The organism is Nocardia iowensis, from assembly GCF_019222765.1.
Classification (GTDB): domain Bacteria; phylum Actinomycetota; class Actinomycetes; order Mycobacteriales; family Mycobacteriaceae; genus Nocardia; species Nocardia iowensis.
Genome location: NZ_CP078145.1, coordinates 3,371,338 through 3,389,596 on the forward strand (window position 1 = coordinate 3,371,338; position 18,259 = coordinate 3,389,596).

Annotated in this window: 20 protein-coding genes; 10 read left to right on the forward strand and 10 right to left on the reverse strand. The window is 65.6% G+C overall.

Annotation, left to right across the window (positions count from 1 at the left end; translation table 11 throughout):
- Positions 1-215: 215 nt before the first annotated feature.
- Positions 216-881 (reverse strand): dioxygenase family protein, encoded by a 666-nt coding sequence (locus KV110_RS15520; protein WP_218476837.1) that lies wholly within the window; start codon positions 879-881, stop codon positions 216-218.
- Positions 882-1,777: 896 nt separating this feature from the next.
- On the opposite strand from KV110_RS15520, the gene KV110_RS15525 reads away from it, so the two are divergent.
- On the forward strand, positions 1,778-2,935 hold the full coding sequence (locus tag KV110_RS15525; protein WP_246634562.1) for a hypothetical protein: 1,158 nt from the start codon (positions 1,778-1,780) through the stop codon (positions 2,933-2,935).
- 47 nt (positions 2,936-2,982) lie between these two features.
- Here the strand turns inward: KV110_RS15525 and KV110_RS15530 are convergent, their stop codons facing one another.
- Complete coding sequence (locus tag KV110_RS15530; protein WP_218476839.1) at positions 2,983-3,648, reverse strand: hypothetical protein; 666 nt, start codon at positions 3,646-3,648, stop codon at positions 2,983-2,985.
- Between the two features lie 214 nt (positions 3,649-3,862).
- Positions 3,863-4,366, reverse strand: coding sequence for a hypothetical protein (locus KV110_RS15535; RefSeq protein WP_218476840.1), 504 nt, complete (start codon positions 4,364-4,366; stop codon positions 3,863-3,865).
- Positions 4,367-4,658: 292 nt separating this feature from the next.
- On the opposite strand from KV110_RS15535, the gene KV110_RS15540 reads away from it, so the two are divergent.
- On the forward strand, positions 4,659-4,967 hold the full coding sequence (locus KV110_RS15540; RefSeq protein ID WP_218476842.1) for a hypothetical protein: 309 nt from the start codon (positions 4,659-4,661) through the stop codon (positions 4,965-4,967).
- A 1-nt stretch (position 4,968) separates the two neighbouring features.
- Here the strand turns inward: KV110_RS15540 and KV110_RS15545 are convergent, their stop codons facing one another.
- Both KV110_RS15545 and KV110_RS15550 read right to left on the reverse strand, forming a co-directional pair.
- Positions 4,969-5,400, reverse strand: coding sequence for a PPOX class F420-dependent oxidoreductase (locus tag KV110_RS15545; protein ID WP_218476844.1), 432 nt, complete (start codon positions 5,398-5,400; stop codon positions 4,969-4,971).
- 29 nt (positions 5,401-5,429) lie between these two features.
- Entirely contained in the window at positions 5,430-6,653 is a 1,224-nt protein-coding gene (locus tag KV110_RS15550; protein WP_246634563.1) for an MFS transporter, read from the reverse strand.
- A 67-nt stretch (positions 6,654-6,720) separates the two neighbouring features.
- Between KV110_RS15550 and KV110_RS15555 the strand changes: the two genes are divergently transcribed.
- Positions 6,721-7,707: a LysR family transcriptional regulator gene (locus KV110_RS15555; protein ID WP_218476847.1), complete on the forward strand. Its 987-nt coding sequence runs from the start codon at positions 6,721-6,723 to the stop codon at positions 7,705-7,707.
- On the opposite strand, the gene KV110_RS15560 is transcribed toward KV110_RS15555, so the two are convergent.
- Together KV110_RS15560 and KV110_RS15565 are read right to left on the reverse strand one after the other, a co-directional pair.
- The gene (locus KV110_RS15560) at positions 7,697-8,434 is read right to left on the reverse strand and encodes an Ig-like domain-containing protein (protein ID WP_218476848.1); all 738 of its coding nucleotides are present in this window, start codon (positions 8,432-8,434) and stop codon (positions 7,697-7,699) included. The two genes, KV110_RS15555 and KV110_RS15560, sit on opposite strands and share 11 nt — an antisense overlap.
- Positions 8,435-8,795: 361 nt before the next feature.
- Positions 8,796-9,632: an AraC family transcriptional regulator gene (locus tag KV110_RS15565; protein WP_218476850.1), complete on the reverse strand. Its 837-nt coding sequence runs from the start codon at positions 9,630-9,632 to the stop codon at positions 8,796-8,798.
- A gap of 50 nt (positions 9,633-9,682) precedes the next feature.
- Between KV110_RS15565 and KV110_RS15570 the strand changes: the two genes are divergently transcribed.
- The gene (locus KV110_RS15570) at positions 9,683-10,102 is read left to right on the forward strand and encodes a DUF2000 domain-containing protein (protein WP_218476851.1); all 420 of its coding nucleotides are present in this window, start codon (positions 9,683-9,685) and stop codon (positions 10,100-10,102) included.
- Between the two features lie 213 nt (positions 10,103-10,315).
- Here the strand turns inward: KV110_RS15570 and KV110_RS15575 are convergent, their stop codons facing one another.
- Positions 10,316-10,894, reverse strand: a complete 579-nt coding sequence (locus KV110_RS15575; protein WP_218476853.1) for a GNAT family N-acetyltransferase — start codon at positions 10,892-10,894, stop codon at positions 10,316-10,318.
- A 227-nt stretch (positions 10,895-11,121) separates the two neighbouring features.
- On the opposite strand from KV110_RS15575, the gene KV110_RS15580 reads away from it, so the two are divergent.
- The 4 genes from KV110_RS15580 (at position 11,122) to KV110_RS15595 (ending at position 14,825) form a co-directional block, all read left to right on the forward strand.
- Positions 11,122-12,357, forward strand: coding sequence for a cytochrome P450 family protein (locus KV110_RS15580; RefSeq protein WP_218476854.1), 1,236 nt, complete (start codon positions 11,122-11,124; stop codon positions 12,355-12,357).
- A 270-nt stretch (positions 12,358-12,627) separates the two neighbouring features.
- Positions 12,628-12,819: a hypothetical protein gene (locus tag KV110_RS15585; RefSeq protein WP_218476856.1), complete on the forward strand. Its 192-nt coding sequence runs from the start codon at positions 12,628-12,630 to the stop codon at positions 12,817-12,819.
- Positions 12,820-12,829: 10 nt separating this feature from the next.
- Entirely contained in the window at positions 12,830-13,378 is a 549-nt protein-coding gene (locus tag KV110_RS15590; protein ID WP_218476857.1) for a GNAT family N-acetyltransferase, read from the forward strand.
- A gap of 181 nt (positions 13,379-13,559) precedes the next feature.
- Positions 13,560-14,825 carry an FAD-dependent oxidoreductase gene (locus KV110_RS15595; RefSeq protein WP_218476858.1) on the forward strand — a complete coding sequence of 422 codons (1,266 nt, stop codon included), beginning with the start codon at positions 13,560-13,562 and terminating at the stop codon, positions 14,823-14,825.
- 22 nt (positions 14,826-14,847) lie between these two features.
- Here the strand turns inward: KV110_RS15595 and KV110_RS15600 are convergent, their stop codons facing one another.
- Positions 14,848-15,195, reverse strand: coding sequence for a DUF2599 domain-containing protein (locus KV110_RS15600; RefSeq protein ID WP_246634564.1), 348 nt, complete (start codon positions 15,193-15,195; stop codon positions 14,848-14,850).
- A gap of 174 nt (positions 15,196-15,369) precedes the next feature.
- Entirely contained in the window at positions 15,370-16,305 is a 936-nt protein-coding gene (bla, locus tag KV110_RS15605) for a class A beta-lactamase (protein WP_218476860.1), read from the reverse strand.
- Between the two features lie 122 nt (positions 16,306-16,427).
- On the opposite strand from bla, the gene KV110_RS15610 reads away from it, so the two are divergent.
- Positions 16,428-17,321 carry a LysR family transcriptional regulator gene (locus KV110_RS15610; protein ID WP_218476861.1) on the forward strand — a complete coding sequence of 298 codons (894 nt, stop codon included), beginning with the start codon at positions 16,428-16,430 and terminating at the stop codon, positions 17,319-17,321.
- 30 nt (positions 17,322-17,351) lie between these two features.
- Complete coding sequence (locus tag KV110_RS15615; protein WP_218476862.1) at positions 17,352-18,248, forward strand: serine hydrolase; 897 nt, start codon at positions 17,352-17,354, stop codon at positions 18,246-18,248.
- Positions 18,249-18,259: the final 11 nt, after the last annotated feature.

The following is an 18,259-nucleotide window of genomic DNA, read 5'->3' on the forward strand; positions in this document are numbered from 1 at the left end:
ATGGCTTTCGGTCCTTACAACGGCTCGTGGAGCGGTTCGTTCAGTCCGTCGGGTCGCGGCACGGCCTCATGCTTGGGTCCCTTCAGCGTGGGGACCGCAACTGGCGCTCGCGTAGCGATATACCGCGACTGACCCGCGCCAATTAGCAGGTGTGCACGAAAACGTGGACGTTCAGGGCGCTCTGAGGGGAACGCCCTGAACATGCACGGCCGTCGTCAGCGGAAGTTCAGGATGAAGTCGAAAGTCCCCTCTTTGCCCGCGGGCACGGTACGCACCGTCATCAGCAATCGCCGGTCGAAGATGGAATCGGTGTTGTTTCTCGGCTCACCGGGGAAATACAGCTGGGTGGTCAGCACCCGCTGGTTGGGCGCCTGGACCTTGACGTGGATATGCCGGGTCCGACCCGGGTACAAACCTGGCACGATGGTCGACAGGTTGAACCGTCCATTCGCGTCGGTGAACTGATGCCCCCGCCAGTTGTAGCCCGAATTGTCATAGGCGCCCGCGTTGTCGGCCTGCCAGAAGTCCAGCAATGCCTTGGCCACCGGGCGGCAGGAACGAGTGAACACATAGCCGCTGACCGTCAGCCGGGTGCCCGGCGCGCCGGGAATCACCAGATCGCTCCGCAACGGCGAGTTCGGCTTGAAGTAAGGGCCTTCGGTCTGCGAAATGGTGGGTGCGTCACCGTCGTGGCAGGCCGGGGTCGGCTCCAGGTCGTCCGGCACGGCCTGCGGACTTTCGCTGGCGTTACCCCTGCTGGACGCAGCGGCGGTCACTGCCGCTGCGGCGGGTACGGCCAGTAAACCCAGTTGCAGTAGGCGTTTTCGAGTAATCGCCTGGGGGATGTCGAGGTCGTCATCCGGAGAGTGGTGGGTGGTCATGATGTTGATCTCCTCGCGGGAACAGGGTGGGCCGGAGTGTGCGGGGTTCACATCGCTCGACTGCTCGGCGGCGACGAAACACGTTCGTGCGCGCCAGCCGTTCTGGCCGGGAGCAGAGCCGCCAGGAAGGTGCTACCGCACCCCGATTGCTATCAGCTTTTGTCCATCGGTCATTGCGCTCCTCGCAACTGAGCAGCAGGGGCTGCGCGCTGCTCAGTATTCAAACGCGTTGTCAGCGAACGTATTTCGAGCTCTGATGTGACAAAACGATAGGTCGCTCACTGTGGCCGGGCAAGGGTTCGAGTCCTCGGCGACGGCAACCGCATCACACCCGCCAGTGATTCGCAGCTGGGATCTCCAGTGCCATAAGGAAACTGGTAACGACCGCACGACTCGCAGCGGCGGGTCCCCGGTGGCTCCCCAGTTGTCGGTTACCGGTTCGGCGGCCCACCGACGTCAATCTGCTTCTGGCCGCCCGCGCTCTCGACAGCCTCGGCTACGCCTTTCATCGTCTCGGTGGGCATCTCCGAGCGGTCGCCACAACGAAGCCACCGGGCGCAATCCCGAACCCGTGCCCGGCGGCGGCGCACTGCTGTTCAGCGGCAGTCGGTTTCGCCGCTGGTGGCGTCCTGCATGCATGCCGGATCTCGCGTGCAAGTTGCTCCCGCGTGCGGCACCAGCCTGCTCCCCATTCGTCTTCGAGATCGAATATCTGGCCGAGCGGAAGGGCGATGACGCTGTCGGCCAGTGTGCCGCCCAAAGCGGCAGCCGTTCGGTCGGGATGGTGTCAAGTGCTACCCAGGCGGCGACCAGGTCCGGAATCGGGATCTCGCCGGTGCCGGGTGCAGGGTACCGTTCGGCTACGATCCGTTAACCGCCGATGGAAGGGGGAGGCGATGTCGAAAGGCGTTGGCGGGAGGCAGTTCCGGCCGCCGGAGGATGCGCAGAAGCCGAGCAGGCAGTCGATTGTCGAGGCGAAGGCGGCGTTCGCCGAGTTCGACAGACGTGCTGGGCGTCACCACGGTCGCTACCACGAAGACGAGCTGGTTCCGCCTGGTGCGGGTGTGCTGGCAATGGTGCCGCGTCGGGTGTACGGCGACCGCTCCGTCGAGCAGTGGCCGGGTAGTGCGGACGAACGCGCGGCGCTGCAGGCTCGCGCCGAATCCGAGCGGGCCCTCCAGCATCGGATCCGAATTGCGTTGCAGTGGGCCGATATAGCGGCAGCGGTGCGCGCCGGATATGGCGAGGCCGGTGTGTGGGAACTCGCGCGGCGGAACGCGTCTTCCCTCCAGGACATCGATGACCTCGCCGACCACCTCAATGCGGCCGGGCTTCCGGCTCGGCCCGGTGCGGTCTGGGATCGGCGTGCGGTGGGTGAAGTCATCGGGCTGTTGTGGTCGCAAGAGCGGGCCGGTGCGTGGCCGCGTGCCGAGTTGGGCACGTACCCGGGCTATTTGGGGCCGTTACGCGACAAGCCGGGTTTCATCACCCAGTTCTCGGTGACCGCACCACAGCGCGGCCAATTCCGGTGTCTGCGTTGCGGCGCGCGGTGGCCTGCCGGGTGGCCGGATACCGGCGACGGGTTCCGGGAGATGAGATGCCCGGATTGTCTGACTCCCGGTGGGGGTACCGGCACGCGCGAGACTGAGCACAGCATTATCGATTTGCATTGGCTGATGGATCGATTCGCGCCACGTCCGGTGAGCCCGTGTTCCATGTGTGGCGCTGCGCGAGAGCTGACGCCGCGCGGCTACAGCGGCCCGGACCGGGTGCTGTACTGGACGTGCGCGCACGGTGACGCTCTTCGGCGCGACGAGCATTTCATGATGTCACTCGAACGCGCGGAATGGGAATCAACGGCCGCCCACTATGCGTACTGGTTGGCCGTCGACATGCTCCGGCTGGCGTACTACAGCGGCGAGGTCACCGAACTTCCGGTCGGCGCCATCTACGAGGCCCGCGATGGCAGCGGAGAACAATGGGTCTTTGGTCCGGACGGCTGGGAACGGCGGGACGGCGACACCTCTCCTTCGCACTCTGCGGGATCAAAGTAGAACGACGGTTGGGATCGGTGGTGTCCGGGCCGGGGCCGCATCTTTGCTCACGCCAGGGCAGCTCGGGTTTGTGCGTAGGCGATGACGTCTTCGGCGTCGGTGGACGCGTCTGGTTCTACGGAGCACTTTCGGAGTTGGTCGAATGCTTCGTCGAGGTGTTGTCCTGGCCCTCGAGCGGCGAGCAGGACAACGATCGCTTCCAGGGTCCTGCTCTGCGGGGCGGGTTGGGTGAGCAACTCGTCGAGATACCGGTCCGGTTCGACCAGCCGTAATGCTCGGCGTGCGTAAGCGTGTACGCGCCGGGGTAGTTCGGCACGGATGGTGTCGATGTCGGTGTGGAGCACGTGCTGGCCGGGTTGCTCGGGGTCGAGCCGCAGCGACCACATCGTGGTCAGCTCGGCGGGCAGGGTGCGGGTGTCGATCAGGCCGGGGCCGGTAGCTTTTTCCAGTGGTGTGGGCGGTAGACCCAGCCGCGCGTTGCGCCAGTTGCCGAATTCCCACCAGGGCTTAGGCGTTGCGTTCAGGTCCAAGCCGAAACTGAGCATCTGTTGTCCACCGGTCCAGGTGCGGGAAACCCGGGTGCGGCCGACGGACGCGACACCGCCGGGCTCGACCCGCACCCAGGCGGGTTCGGCGCCGTGAAACCCGTACGGTTGTAGCAACTTTCCGGTTTCACGCAGCAGGCGGCGCAGTGCCGTGTCGAGTCCGACCATGACCGCAGACTAATGATGTGCGCCGACAGAATATCGCCCAAGGGCGGTTCAACCAGGGCTAGCTGCGGGCACAAGCGCGGTGAGGGTATGGGTTCCGTCATTCCCGAACGCGCCGACCAGATCGTCCACCGGAAACGGCGAGGCCGTACCGGTGGGCCGCAACGTCATCGAACGCGCCGCGCCGACCGTTCTTTCCGAGGGTGTGCCTCGACAATTACCAGTCGAAGAAGGCGGCGTCGGTTTCGAGCGTTTCCGGAACGGGCTTTATGTAGAACGTGTCGCTACTTATATATTCTCGTTCATAGGTGATCCTGATCAACTCCGCTTGCACGAACGAGGGGCCGTGTGTTGGCGTTTCGGCGAGAGATTTGAAATTTCCTTCATCGTCCACCGCTATCGCGGGACCCGCTGTGACCGTATGGCGGTTCTCAACATCGCACAGCAAACTTCTGTTGTTTGAAGCCTTTTGGATCACGGTTTCACCTGCATCATTGGTGGTTTTCATGGTAAACCGTGCATGGTGTTCAGTGCGAGCGTCCTCGTGCTGCGGGCATTTGTACCTGTACTTTATATAGATTCCCTTCTGACCCTTCTTTACCTCGTCGATCTGCAGCACCACATCGCTGCCGGGGTCTGCCCCAGCTCCGCCGGCAGGACCTGCGTAAATGCATGCAGTTGCCACCGCTGCGGCACCGAACATGCGGGCGATCCGGTTCACAGTTCTCCTCTCATTTCTATTTCTGTTCGATCGTTCCGATTTCGACATCCAGCGGTGTCAGCGGCTGGTGGTTGCTGCTGCTCGAATCCTCGGTCTGTGGCATCTGTCCCCCAGCAGCGACTGGGCAATCTGTTCACGTGCCTCAGGTCATTCGGAGCCCCGCTGCTCCCGGATGGGTCGACGCCGATGGAGCAATCCTTCCGCCCCAGCGGCAACGAACAACCAAGCGGGACGGCGGCTGTTCGGTAACCGCGGAACCGTGAATCAGTGGATCCAGCGAGGAGGAACAACTATGCGGACACGGGTGATATTGCAGGCAGCGGTCCTGCTGTGCTGCGCTGTGACGACGGCAGCTGGTGCGGGACAGGCACTCGCCGACGACGACGCTTCCCAGCCGGTCTATACCTGCCAGGAGGTGCACAAAGGAGAGGACCAGGGACTCGTCGCGCTAGAGTGCCGCATCGGCGACGAGTCCTCTCCTACGGCGGCGGGGCCCGGCACGATCGTCAAGGGCGAGCAGAAATGGGAATGCGAGTCCGTCACCGGCGGCGACAAGACGGCACCGTCGGCTTACGTCGGCACATCCTGCGAGGAAAAATAGCTCAGCGGATCTTCTCGCCGTACACGTGGTCGACCGTCAATGCCATCAGGACGCGGCGGTCGGACACCATGACCGAGCGGTACTCGTCCCAGTCCGGGTGTTCGCCCGCGGCGTTCCGGTAGTAGTCCACCAGGGCCTCGACCTCGGGGCCGTGCGGGTCGGTTCCGGGACCGGTGAGCGTCACGGTGCCCTCCGCGGTGGCCCAGGAGTAGCCGTCCGCGCTGGTGACCTCGAGTGCGGCGCGTGGGTCGCGGCGCAGGTTCACCGTTTTGGCGCGGCCCTCGGTCATGGATACGTAGATGATGTCGGCCTCCTGGTCGTAATAGGGCGTGACCGGCGAGAGCTGCGGGCGGCCGTCGGACTTGATGGTGGCGAGCACGCCGAGTTGGCTCTTCGCGAGCAGCGCGCGGGGATTGTAAGAAGTGGAGGTCATATCCGATGTCAAAGGTTCCTGGCCGCCGACTATTCCCTGGTGTCACCGCTGCGCGGCGCTACGACAGTGGGGGAGGGCCGGAATCCCGCTCGCAGGGCGATCGACGCCACCACCATGGCGACCGCGACGGCGCTGGACAGACTCAAAGCGCCTGCCGCGCCGAAATTTTCGATGACGGCGCCGTAGGCGATGGGTGCGGCTGCGGACAGCAGGAAGCTCGGCAGCAGTAATCGTCCGACGCGTGCGCCGTAACCGTGGGGCTCGAACAGCGCCAGCGGTAGCGTGCCGCGGGTGATGGTGGCCAGCCCGTTGCCCGCTCCGTAAAGGGCGGCGTACCCGGCCGCCAGTACGGCGACGTGACCACCGAATCCCGCGGCGAAGGACGTCGCGATCAGGCCGACGGATATGACGTTGAGATCCAGCGCATGCAGCCTGCGGCCGAACAGAACGTCCACGAGCCGGGCGACGGACTGGGCGATGCCACGCAGTGTCGACACCCAGACGGCCACCCCGGTCGCCAAGCCGAGACCGGTCAGGATGCCGATCATGTGCGCGGACATGCCGGAGGCGAGGAAGCCGACTCCGGCCATGATCAGGGCGTAGAGACCGCCCGTAATGCGACGCTCGCGTGGATTGATGGGATCCATTGCGGGAGTGGAGCGTTCCGTGAGGTGAAGCGGTTTCCGGCTCGGGATCGCCCAGTGCAGCGGCGCCGTCGACAGCGCGAACGCCGCGTACACCAGAACCGCACCGCGCCAGCCCATGAGTTCGGCCAGACCGTGACCCACCGGCCAGAAGACGGTGGAGGCCAATCCGCCCAGCAGCGTGATCCGCGACATAGCCTGTTTTGCCCGGGTCCCGCCCAGCCCGGCCAACGTCGCGAACGCGGCGTCGTACAGGGTGCACCGCATCGCGGCCCCGAGCACGACCCACGAGAAGTAGTACCCCGCAACAGATCCGGTTGTCGCGAGGCCGACGCAGCCCAGCGCGGACAACACCGAACCGGTCACCATCACCGGTCGGCCGCCGAACCGATCGATGCATCCCCCGACGACCGGCGAGCACCCACCGGCCGTCAGCAGTGCCACCGAAAAGCCGCCCTGCACAAGGGTTTCGCTCCAACCGCGATCCGCGCCGATCGCGTCGTTGAAGATGCCGATCAGGTAGTAGCTGACACCCCAGCAGACGAGCTGCGAGATTCCGAGACAGGCCTCGACCTTGCGGGGAATCTCGGCCACGGTCCTGTGTGTCACACCATTCGGCACCTGTCCGAGAATAAGTACTGCTGATAGCGCTGATTCGAACCATAAGGCGGGCTTTGTGACGAACGAACTCGATCTAGACCAGCTGCGCACCTTCGTCAAAATTGCCGAGCGCGGTAGCTTTTCGGCCGCCGCGCAGCAGCTCGGCATCACCCAGCCGGCCGTCAGCCTGCGGATTCGCCAGCTGGAGACTCGGCTCGGCCTGGTCCTGCTGGAACGGGTCGGCAAACGCGTGCGCCCCACTGCGGCCGGAGCCGAACTACTCGGGCACGCCGCGCGTATCGAGGGCGCGGTGGCGGGAGCGCTGGCGAGTATGGCCAGTTACACCGAGGGCACCACGGGCACCGTCCGCCTGGGCACCGGCGAGACCGCCTGCGTGTTCCTGCTGCCACCGATCCTGCGGGATCTGCGCCGCCGCTTTCCCGCACTGGAGCTCGTGGTCCACACCGGCAATACCGATCGGCTGCTGCAGTTGCTGGCCGACAACCGCATCGACCTGGGTTTCGTCACCCTGCCGGTGCCGGGCCGGGCGTTCGAGGTGACGCCGGTGCTGCAGGACGAATTCGTGCTGGTCGCTGCCTCCGACGCCGAGGCACCGCCGGCCCGGCCGACGCCCGCCGCACTCGCGGCGCGACCGCTGGTGCTGTTCGAATCCGGCGGCAGCACCAGGCGTTTGGTCGACCAGTGGTTCGCGCGGGCGGGCCGCACCGTGAAACCGGTGATGGAGCTCGGCAGCGTCGCAGCCATCAAAGAGCTGGTGGGCGCGGGACTCGGTTACGCGGTACTGCCCGAAATGGCCATGCCCGCTAACGATCCCGGTTCGCGCATTCGAGCCCGGCCACTCGCGCCACGACTGCATCGCACGATCGGCTTGGTCATCCGGCGGGACAAGCCGCGCACCCGCGGTCTGCAGGCGGTGATCGATGCGCTTCAGGCGACGGGAGCCTCGGGCACGAGCGCCGGTGCGCCGCAATCGAGCACGGCGACACCAGCGGCCTCGGTCGCGGCTGAGGACACCACCTTTCGCACGTCGTTCACGGCGTAACGATGACCTCGAGACGGTTGGACCGGATCGCCTGCGGGTGTTCGGCTTTCACCTGTTGCATGCCGACGCTGGTGAAGGTGACCGAAGCGCGACCGTTGGCGTCGGTGGTCGCTCCGTTCACCGTCGCGCCTGCGGCGGGGTTTCCGGCAAGGGAGTCGGTGACGGTCACGGTGATGGGCTGGCCGACGCGCGCGGTGCGGGGACCTTCGAGCCGGAGAAACTGCGACTTGTTGAACGCGTCGAAGGCGAACAGCACCTCGTCGAACTGATTGACCCGCTGCTGGCAGCCACCGACCTGGGTGAACTGGCCGTTGCGCAAGATGCCCCAGAACTGGTCGGCAGTTTGCGCGTCGTTGGCGATGCGGGTGATGAAGTAGTCGTCGAACTGCGTCGAGTAGGTTCCGTCCCAAGTGAATCCGTTCTGCCTGGCCCCGTCATCGAGTGCGCTGGTCGCCGTGGGCCCGGGTTTCGGGTTCGCGTTGTTGTTGGTGCCGTCGCAATGATGGGTTCCGCCCGATGGCGTTGTGACGTCATGCCCGCGGGTGAAGATCTGGCCTTCGAAGATCGTGGCCGTCGCACCTTCCACCCGGAGCGTGACGAGTGCCCCCGGCGTGCCGGTGACATCTGGTTGCGCGGCAACGGATACGACGCCGCCGCCCAGTAGCGCGGCGATGGCGAAGAACAACCAGCTTGCTCGGGCGAATACCCGCCACCTGTGAATACTCACGTTAGCTCCTTGATCTCTTGCCGTGTCGGCTGAACGGAGGCTCCGACAGCCGATCGCTAGGTCTGTCCCACCAACCTCGGCAACACTGTCGACGTGGCAGCACCCGGGAGTCGGTCCGAAACCTCGACCGATGCTGCAGGGAGCTGTGGCTGGGTTCTGAATAGCCGCTGACCCCAGCCACTTTCAGTGTTCGAACCGGCGTGCACGTATCGGATCGCCCCCTGCTCGGTGACCGAATACGCCGATACCTGATTGTCGCGCACAGCACGCGCGTATGAGTCGGGTTCGGTGCAGGTTGCTCGCGAGAGATGTTGGATCGCAGCTGGTTTGAAATCCGCTGGTCCGGCGGAAGTCCGGCGCGTTACCGGTGCGGCAGGTTCATCCGGGTGTGGTGGCCGTCAGCACTGCGCGCGTATTGCCCGGGTGTCGTGCCAAGAATGCGTTTGAAGTGGCGGATCAGGTGCGGCTGATCATGAAAACCAGTGGTGGCGGCCACGTCTCGCGCAGGCATGCCGCCCAGCAGCAGCGGACGAGCAAGATCTATCCGGCGGGAGATCAGATACTGGTGCGGTGGCATCCCGAACTCACGGCTGAACGCGCGGATGAGGTGGGTGGGATCGGCGTGCAATATGGTCGCGGCCTCGGTGAGGGAAATCCCTTCGATGGTTCGGGAATCGAGCAGTTCGCGCAGGCGGTGGGCCAGCCCGGGATCGGCGCGCCGAGCCGGTGGATCGGTGCCGCGCAGCAGGTCCCGAAGCCGATCGTGGATGAGAGCGAGGCGACTGGCCGCCTCTAGTTCCTCGCCGAGGTGGGGGAGTGCCGCGTGCAGCTGGCGGATGCGGCGGTGCAGCAGTGGGTCGGTGAAGGTGGGAGTGTCTACGGCGCGACCGATCATTGCCTCGGCGAGATGGGCAGGGTCGAGGTACAGGACACGCTTGCGAAACCCGTGCTCGGTCGCGGCCTGGCCGTTGTGCGGAACATGCGGCGGAAGCAGCGAGACCACGGAGCCGAGGACCCCGTGTTCGTGACGGTCCAGGTTGTAGCGGACGGCCCCATCGTCGACGATCAGCAGCGTCCAGGAATTGTGTGCGTGCATCGGGTAGACGTGCCCGATGAAACGGGCATGAAAGACTTCGACGATACCCGGAACTCGCGGCTGCCAGGCCCTGACCTGCTCGAATGCGCCGCCGACAACCATGCCAGGATCGTACAAGCCTTGGCGGGCCGGATGACGGGAGAGTCATCGGCATGGAGAACGTGCGATTCGACACCAAGATCGCGGTACTGCTGCGCGACGACCTACAGACCTGGCAGCGGCTGAATGTGACGGCATTTCTGGTCAGTGGTCTGGGTACGGCACAACCGGAGGTGATCGGGGAACCGTACGAGGACGCGGACGCAACGATCTACCTGCCGATGTTCCGGCAGCCGGTGCTCGTCTTCGAGGGCAGCAAGGAGGTGCTGCGCGGCGCGCACGGCAAGGCACTGGCGCGGGAGATTCGGACGGCGGTATTCACTTCCGATCTGTTCACCACTGGAAACGACCGAGACAACCGCGCCGCGGTGCGGGCGGTCGGCACCGACGGCCTGGACCTCGTCGGCATCGCCGTGTACGGACCGCGCAACGTGGTGGACAAGATACTGAAAGGTTCACGAATGCATCCGTGAACCGACCGAGGTGGCCCGAGCGGCAGCGGCTGAAGCGCGAGGGACGGCGACCCGCGCGGTCGGCGTCGTCGGCGCGCTGACGGGTGCCATCAGCGCCGCCGCCGTCGCCAGCCTCCAGCGCGGCGAGTCACCCGAACAGACCCGCGCCGCAATGCAACACGCCGCTGAGATCGCATTGCACTACGTGGAATCGCTCGGCAGATCGGCGGCAGATCATCCCGCGGGACGGCTCGGACCGCTGAGTTCCCAGTCGTGGCAAGTGATCTCGTAGCGGACCTCGCCATGCTCGGCGCCCTCGATCAGGGGTGGCTCGGGGAAGTGCGTCTGCACGTGGGTCATCCCGACTTTCTCCATGACGTTGCGCGAAGCGCGGTTGACGAACATTGTTTCGGCCCAGACCATGTGCACCCCGAGTTCGGTGAATGCTTTGTGTAGCAATGCGGTTGAGCCTTCGGTCGCGTAGCCGTTGCCCCAGGCTGTCTTGCGGAACCGGTAGCCGAGTTCGACCTCGTCGAGCGGGCCGTCGGCCTTGGGGCGCAGGATGAACCAGCCGATGAACTCGCCGCTGGTCTTCTCGTGCGCCGCGAAAGTGCCGTAGGCGCCGTCCCACTTCTCGTATTGGCTCAGCAGTCGGGGCATGGTCTCTTGGTGAATCTTTTCCGGCGGGGTCGGGACGCCGCCGGAGAGGTAGCGCATTACCTCGGGGTCGCTGTCGAGTTCGATGAGCAGCTCGGCGTCGTTTTCGGTGAAGTGACGCAGTATCAGTCGGTCGGTTTCGAGGTAGATAGCCATACGCGATGGTCACACGCAGTCGATCACGCCATCCAGTGGTTTCCCATGCCGCGTTGCTTCGAAGCTCGCCATTGGCGCGGATGTTCTATTCGAATGACGCTGTGGTACAAGCATTTTCTGTCTCTATCTCATTAGGCTCGCTGAGCGTCGAACGTCACCGGCCGCGAAGTGCCCAACCAGTGCGCTCCCCGCTATCCCGACGTTGAACATCTCATAAGGAGCCATCTATGAAACATGAGCCGATCGTGCTGGACGCCACCGGTGTCGACATCCAAGGCGAGTCGGCACGGATCCGCCGACGCGGGCCGATCACCAGGGTCGTGCTGCCCGGTGACGTTCCCGCGTGGTCGGTCACCGACACCGCCATGCTGCACGGCCTGCTGACCGACTCCCGAGTATCCAAGGACGCGCGGCAGCACTGGACGGCATTCAAGACGGGGCAGATCCCTGCGGATTGGCCGCTGCGCTCGTGGGTCGCCGTCGACAATATGTTCACCGCCTACGGGCCCGAGCATCGGCGACTTCGAAAGCTGGTGTCCCCGGCGTTCACCCACCGCCGGACGATGGCGATGCGCCCACGGATCGAAGCCATCACCGCCGATCTGCTGGACCAGTTGTCGGCGATCGCGCCCGGTACGGTGGTCGATCTGCGGCAGCGGTTCGCGTATCCGGTGCCGATCCGGGTGATCAGCGAATTGATAGGCGTCCCAGATCATCTGACCGCCGCGATGCACGCGTGCGTAGACAGGTTCTTCAACACCGCGGACATGCACAAAGATCAGCCGGCCAACTACCTCGAAATGCACCGGCTGGTCAGCGAACTCGTCGCCTACCGCAGAGCCGAGCCCGGCGACGACATCACCAGCGTGCTGACCGCCACCTACGACGAAGATGGCACCCGGCTGACCGAAAAAGAACTCGTCGACACCCTCATGCTGATCATCACCGCCGGGCACGAGACCACCGTGAACCTGCTCGACCAAGCGATTTTCGCCCTGCTGACCCAGCCGCGGCAGCGTGCCGACGTGCTCGAAGGGCGGTCGAGCTGGACCGACGTGGTGGAGGAGACGCTGCGCTACCAAGCGCCCCTCGCGCACCTGCCGCTGCGGTTCGCCGTCGAGGATCTCGACATCGACGGCTTCCGCATCCCCAAAGGCGACGCGATCCTGGCCTCCTATGCCGCGGTAGGACGCGACCCAAAGGTGCACGGGCCCACCGCCGACGACTTCGACGTGCATCGCGACACCAAAGCCCAGCACCTGGCCTTCGGCCATGGGGCCCACCACTGCCTCGGTGCGCCGCTTGCCCGGCTCGAGGCGCAGATTGCGCTGCCTGCTCTGTTCGCATGCTTCCCGGAGTTGCGCCTGGCAGCCGAGCCGACCGAGTTGAGTTCGGTGGTTAGCTTCATCTCCAACGGGCATTCCCGACTGCCCGTCCAGCTCACCGCCCGAAGCGCTGGTTGACCGCGAATCCTATTGTGGCGCAATAGTGTAGGAATGTCGTCGGCTCGTGGCGGCCGCCGCGTCACCGCGTCGATGTGGTGACCTCCGATGAGACCGCATGGCCGTTGAAAACCCGTGCGGTTTCGGGCTCTGGGGTAGGGCAGTTCGGCGGGTGGGACCCGAGAAGTGGTGGCTTCGCGTCTATGGCCGGGATGGATAGCGTTTCCGGGGGAGGAGATATCGCGGGGGCGCACAACCGAGGGTAGGAGACTTATGCGGAGAACTCTGGCCGTGGTCACCGTGGCGGCCGCGCTGTTCGTTCCGATCCAGCTTGCATCCGCCGGTGCAGCTGCGGCCCAGACAAGCACTGCCGTGGCTTCGACCGGTTCGGCGGAGATCCCGCCGTCCTGCGTCGGAAAAATTGATCCGATCCAGTTCTACATTCAGTCGCTGTTCGGCACACAGCCCCGGCACTGCCTCTGATCGGTAACCCATGACCGAGCTCGGACCCGTCGCCTGGCCACCCTCCCCGATCAGAACCGAGCGGCTGGTGCTCCGCGAGTCCGAGACCCGGGACCGCGCGGCGTTCATCGAACTGTTCGCCTCGCCCGAGGTGGGTACCTACATCGGTGGCTCTCGACCGCGTGATGAGCTCGAAAGCGAGATGCCTGAGGTGCCCGGGCGGCGCCCTGGCCTCTTCGTCATCGATCTCAACGGAACGATGATCGGCATGATCACGTTCGATGCGCGCGACACAGAGCGTCCGGGTCACGTCCGCCCGCATGCCGGAGATGTCGAACTCGGCTACCTGCTGTTGCCGGAGGCATGGGGGTGCGGATACGCCGCCGAGGCGTGCACAGCGGCACTCGACTGGTTCGCTGCCGCCCTGCCCAGCGAGCCGCTGCTGCTCTGCACCCAGACTGCCAACGACCGCGCGATGCGCCTCGCGGCGAAGCTGGGATTCACCGAGGTGGAACGGTTCGAAGAGTACGGCGCCGAGCAGTGGCTCGGCCTGTGGTCCTCGGTCACGCCTTCCACTTGAGCTCGTACTAAATAGCGCGCTGAAACCCGCGAACGTCGAAGGTTGTTTTCAGGTACGTTGGTCAAGTCTTCTCACCGGAAAGCCCGTGGGCTTTCTAAGGCTTCGGCCTCACCGGCAGGTTTCTCGGTGCCAGGTGGCATCGAGAAGGTGGGAGTCGTTTCCGACTCCGGTGAGGTGTGTCTTGAGCAATCCCGAATCACGACCTTTCTCTATTTCTTCCAGCCCACGGTCGCCGCGTACGCACGTAATCGTCGTCGGCGCGGGTCTTGGTGGCCTCTGCCTCGCGCAGGGCTTGCGGCGCGCCGGAATCAGCGTCGCCGTCTACGAGCGAGATGCCGCCGCGGTCACCCGTGCCCAGGGCCACCGGCTGCACATCGATGGACGCGGTCGACAGGCGCTGTCGGCGACGCTGCCACCGCACCTGTTCGAGCTGGTCGCGGCTGTCGCCGGGCGGCCGGCGCCGAACGCAAACGGTTTCGACCATCAGTTACGTCCGACCGGGGTCTTCTTCCTGGACGATTCGGAGCCGGGCCCTGCCACCCACGCCGACACAATGCCCGCGCACACCGTCATCGATCGGCAGGTGCTGCGCCGGATCCTTCTCACCGGGCTCGACGACATCGTTCATTTCGGCCGCCGTTGCCTCGGATACGACAGTGACGCGGACACCGTCACAGCACGGTTCGCCGATGGCAGTTCCGCACGGGGTTCGGTGCTGGTCGCCGCAGACGGTGTCGGTTCGGTGATCCGCGCCCAGCGTCTGCCGCACGCACGTGTCGTTGACTCCCAGGTCCGCCTGATCTACGGCCGGGTGCCACTGACACCCGGCCTGCGACGCGCGCTGCCGCCGGAGCTGATCAGCATCTTCAATTCGGTTGTCGGGCCAGGCAATCGGTTCGTCGGCATTGCGCCAGTGCAGTACCGTCAACCACTGGTAGCGGCCGCGTCTCGGCTGGCGCCCGAGGTGACTTTCGAGCCGGCCGAGGACACGCTTGCGGTGATGTTCGGTCGTCGCCGCGATCGACTCGGGCTCTCCGACTCGGAATTGCGCGCTGCTTCCGGTCGGCGACTGCGCGAGGTGGTGCTCGAACAGATTTCCGGTTGGCATCCGCTGGTGACCCGGATCATCGAGAAGTGGACTCCCTCCAGCGTTTACCCGATAGCCGTGCGCTCCAGCGTTCCCGTCCCACCGTGGCCGACATCGAATGTGACCCTGCTCGGCGACGCGATCCACGCCATGAGCCCCGCCGCGGGCGCGGGCGCGAATATCGCGCTCCGCGACGCCGCTGCGCTCGCCACGGCGCTGACCGAGGCGACCAGCGGCCGCCCGCTCCGGGACTCACTGCGCGACTACGAACAGGCGATGATCGACGAAGGCTTCCGCATGGTGCGCCTGTCGGCGGCGAACGGGACGCAAACACTGGGAGCAGACCCACTGCCGATCTGAGTCACGGTGCCATCGCCTGGCGTCAGAGTTCGTGTTCGGGGGCGCCGGGATTGCACAGTGCGGCGACGGTTGCCGGGTAGCCGACGGCGGGGCGCCACGGTTCGATGTTCCAGCTCGGCTTGTCCGGCATGGCGATTCGTGCCCAGTCCCAGTGGCAGAGGAACTGGTCGCGCATGCCGGGGGTGTCGGCGGTGCCGGCCTGGCGCAGCACTTCCTGCCAGGCGCGTTCCCCGGCGGGCGGGAAGGGATCCTGGCGTCCGGCGTCAGTGGGGTAGATCATCAGGCGGGTGCCATCGGCCCCATCGGTCCAGACAACGCGATCGATGAGTGGGCGATCGATGAACGGATCGAGGGCTGATCCGCTGGGCAATGTCGAAAGGTGCGCGGCGCTAAGGGGTTTCGAGAACTGCTGCTCGGACCCTGGCGGGAGTGGCGCTGTGGCACCGGCCGATCCGACGCCCGTAGTAAATGCCGCCAGCAAGGCTACGGTGCCGGTGGTAAGAATTCCGTATCGTCGCATCGGAGTGCGTCCTTTCGAGTCGGGTTATCCGTCGATGGCCGGGCGTAGTGCCCCGGTGATTACCTGGGCGGATTGCGCGACCAACGGATCGTCGGCGGGTGCGTGTTCGTCGGTGTTGATCGACAGCACTGCGATTACGATCGGCGCGTCGCTGTTGGGCGGCCAGGTCACCGCGGCGTCGTTGGTGAGCCCGTAGTCGCCGCCGCCGGTCTTGTCCCCAATTTTCCAGTCCTGCGGCAACCCGGCGCGGATCCGGCCCATGCCGGTGGTGCTGCGCAGCAGCCATTGGGTCAGCTGCTCGCGCTCGGGCTCGGCCAATGCGTCACCGGACACGACCGCGCGGTAATCCGCGGCGAGTGCGGCGGGGGTGGTGGAGTTGTGCTCGGGGTTGGTGTCTCCGCTGTTGCTCAGTGGCTCCCAGTCGTCGAGGCTGGTGACGGTATCGCCCAGCGTCCGAACGAATTTCGTGATGGCTGTGGGTCCGCCGAGAAGTTTCAGCAGCTCGTTGGCCGCAGTGTTATCACTCTTTTCGATGGCCGCGGCGGCCAGGTCGCGCACGGTCATGCCGCTGTCGACGTGAGTTTCGGTGATCGGCGAGTACTTCACCACATCGTCGGTGCTGAACTGGATGACTGTGTCGAAGTAGCCGTCCGTCAGTGGATGATCACGAAGCAGTGCCGCGGCGGCCAGCGTCTTGAAGGTGGAGCCGATCGGGAATCGTTCGTTCTCGCGGTAACCCAGCGCGGTGCCCGTCGCCGTATCGATGGCGAAGACACCGACTCGCGCGTGGTGACCGTTCTCGAGATCTTTCACCCGAGCGGTCGCCATCGCGGCCGCGGCGGAATCGGGCATCTGGGTGCGTTCCGTCTGCGATTCCGAGTTGGGCATCGAGCACGCACCGACCAGCGCGGCCGCCGTGACCGCGGCTAGCAGAGAACCGATGCTGGACTTGGCTGTCATGACTGCTCTCCTGTGAAGGCCGATAAGGGGTCGATGGGCGCGACCGAGCATGGCACTCCCTCATTCATGCAGTCCAAGGTTGCGATGCATGGATTGATGCCGAACTGGCATACTGGCTCGTCATGGATATCGTCGAAGCCTGTCGAGCATTCGTGGCAGTCGGCGATTACGGCAGTTTCACCGACGGTGCCGCTGTGGCGCGCATCCCACAGTCGGTGGCCAGCCGACGGATCGCGGCGCTGGAGCGGCGTTTCGGAGCTCAACTGTTCAACCGGTCGACCCGCACGGTCACCTTGACCTCGTTCGGGCGCGAGTTGCTGCCGTCGGCCAAACGCCTGGTCGAGCTCGCCGAAACCCTGGAGCACAACGCCGAACGCGCCAGACTCCGGCCTTTTCGGATGGCGGTCCCGATTGTGTGCAACCCGCTGCAGCTGGCGCGGTTGATCGCCGCGGGGCGGTGCAAGGGGCTGAATCTGGACCTGCACGCCGCCGAGCCCGGAGAGCGCGCCGAGTCGCTTCGCACGATGGAGGTGCGAGCTGCTCTCGTGGCGGTCCCGCCCGGTGAGGGCACCTGGCGGGTGCCGCTGGGGCTCGCCGGTGGCATCGCTGTGCAAAGCCGGGCACTGTATATGGAGTCGCTGCGGCCCAGCCGTGCCGACGAGGACGCCCGCCGCCGCCGCGTCTGGCTGCAGCCTGAAGACGATGTACCGCACATTCGGGACCCGCTCACCCGGCTCGGTGCCGCGGTGGGATTGCAGCCCGCGCAGGTGCAGGTAGCGAACTCGGTCGCGGCCGCCGCGGCCGAAGCGCTCGGTTCGACCGATCTACTGCTCTGTTCGGCGAGCCAAGCCGAGGAGCTGGACCTGCACTGGCGGCAGATCGGCGAGCTGACCGAGTTGGCTCGCGGCTACCGGCTCGTGACCGGGCTGAGCGAGGACACGCAGCGAACCCATACGCTGTCCGCCGCCGAGATCGGGCGCTGTCTCGGTGCGCCCGAGGCCGACAGATCGGGGTAATGATTCGACAGACCGGAGGTGCTAGTGGGAGTGGCCCAGATTCTGCGGGCGGCACGAGAGGACCTGGACAGCGCGGGGTTACGCGGGTCCTTCCTGGTTCGCGATCTCGATTCCGGTGACGAGCTCGGGATCGACGCCGAGGCGGAGTACCCGTCGGCTTCGCTGGTCAAAGTGCCGTTGGCGGTCGTCACCCTGGAGCGCATCGCCCGTGGCGAGCTCGATCCGGTGACACCGATCGTGGTGCAGCCGGGCCGCGTGACCGCGCCTGGCCCGGTCGGGGTGACCAAATTCCGCCATCCCGCCACGATCGCGCTCGAAGATCTGCTCTATCTCACCCTGTCGATCAGCGATAACGCCGCTGCGGACGCACTATTCGGGCTCACCCCACCCGAGGCGGTGGCCGCCGAACTGACTCGCCTCGGTGTCGAGGGGATCTCCGTACGGCACCTCCTGGACGAGCTCACCCGGACGCCGACCGAGATGCTCGCACCCGAGCATGCCCATCTCGCGCACACCCTCGCGATCACCGCGACGACGGCCGGACACGGACACCCGGTCCCGCAACTCGATATCAGCCGCGCGAACACCGGTTCAGCCCGCGCGTTCGTCGAACTGCTGCACAAGATCTGGCGGCCCAGCAGTATTCGGCCCGCAGCTGCGGCGCAGGTCCGCCGGCTGATGGGGGAGAATATGCTGCGCAACCGGCTGGCCCCCGACTTCAGCTGCGACGCGTCCCGATGGTCATCGAAGACCGGAACCTTGATCAACCTCCGCCACGAAATCGGCGTGGTCGAGCACGCTGACGGCCAAGTCTTCGCCGTCGCCGCCCTCACCGAATCACGAGTCCCCGCCGCCGCCCAACCCGCCGCGGAAGCGGTGATGGCCAGGGTCGCCAGGCGGCTCCGCGATGAACTGCGACGGATGTAGCACTCGATCCC

Bases quoted from the DNA above. Each gene is read 5' to 3' on its own strand.
- KV110_RS15520 (WP_218476837.1), bottom strand. From the start codon at position 881: ATGACCACCCACCACTCTCCGGATGACGACCTCGACATCCCCCAGGCG.
- KV110_RS15525 (WP_246634562.1), top strand. From the start codon at position 1,778: ATGTCGAAAGGCGTTGGCGGGAGGCAGTTCCGGCCGCCGGAGGATGCG.
- KV110_RS15530 (WP_218476839.1), bottom strand. From the start codon at position 3,648: ATGGTCGGACTCGACACGGCACTGCGCCGCCTGCTGCGTGAAACCGGA.
- KV110_RS15540 (WP_218476842.1), top strand. From the start codon at position 4,659: ATGCGGACACGGGTGATATTGCAGGCAGCGGTCCTGCTGTGCTGCGCT.
- KV110_RS15545 (WP_218476844.1), bottom strand. From the start codon at position 5,400: ATGACCTCCACTTCTTACAATCCCCGCGCGCTGCTCGCGAAGAGCCAA.
- KV110_RS15565 (WP_218476850.1), bottom strand. From the start codon at position 9,632: ATGGTTGTCGGCGGCGCATTCGAGCAGGTCAGGGCCTGGCAGCCGCGA.
- KV110_RS15570 (WP_218476851.1), top strand. From the start codon at position 9,683: ATGGAGAACGTGCGATTCGACACCAAGATCGCGGTACTGCTGCGCGAC.
- KV110_RS15575 (WP_218476853.1), bottom strand. From the start codon at position 10,894: ATGGCTATCTACCTCGAAACCGACCGACTGATACTGCGTCACTTCACC.
- KV110_RS15580 (WP_218476854.1), top strand. From the start codon at position 11,122: ATGAAACATGAGCCGATCGTGCTGGACGCCACCGGTGTCGACATCCAA.
- KV110_RS15590 (WP_218476857.1), top strand. From the start codon at position 12,830: ATGACCGAGCTCGGACCCGTCGCCTGGCCACCCTCCCCGATCAGAACC.
- bla (WP_218476860.1), bottom strand. From the start codon at position 16,305: ATGACAGCCAAGTCCAGCATCGGTTCTCTGCTAGCCGCGGTCACGGCG.
- KV110_RS15610 (WP_218476861.1), top strand. From the start codon at position 16,428: ATGGATATCGTCGAAGCCTGTCGAGCATTCGTGGCAGTCGGCGATTAC.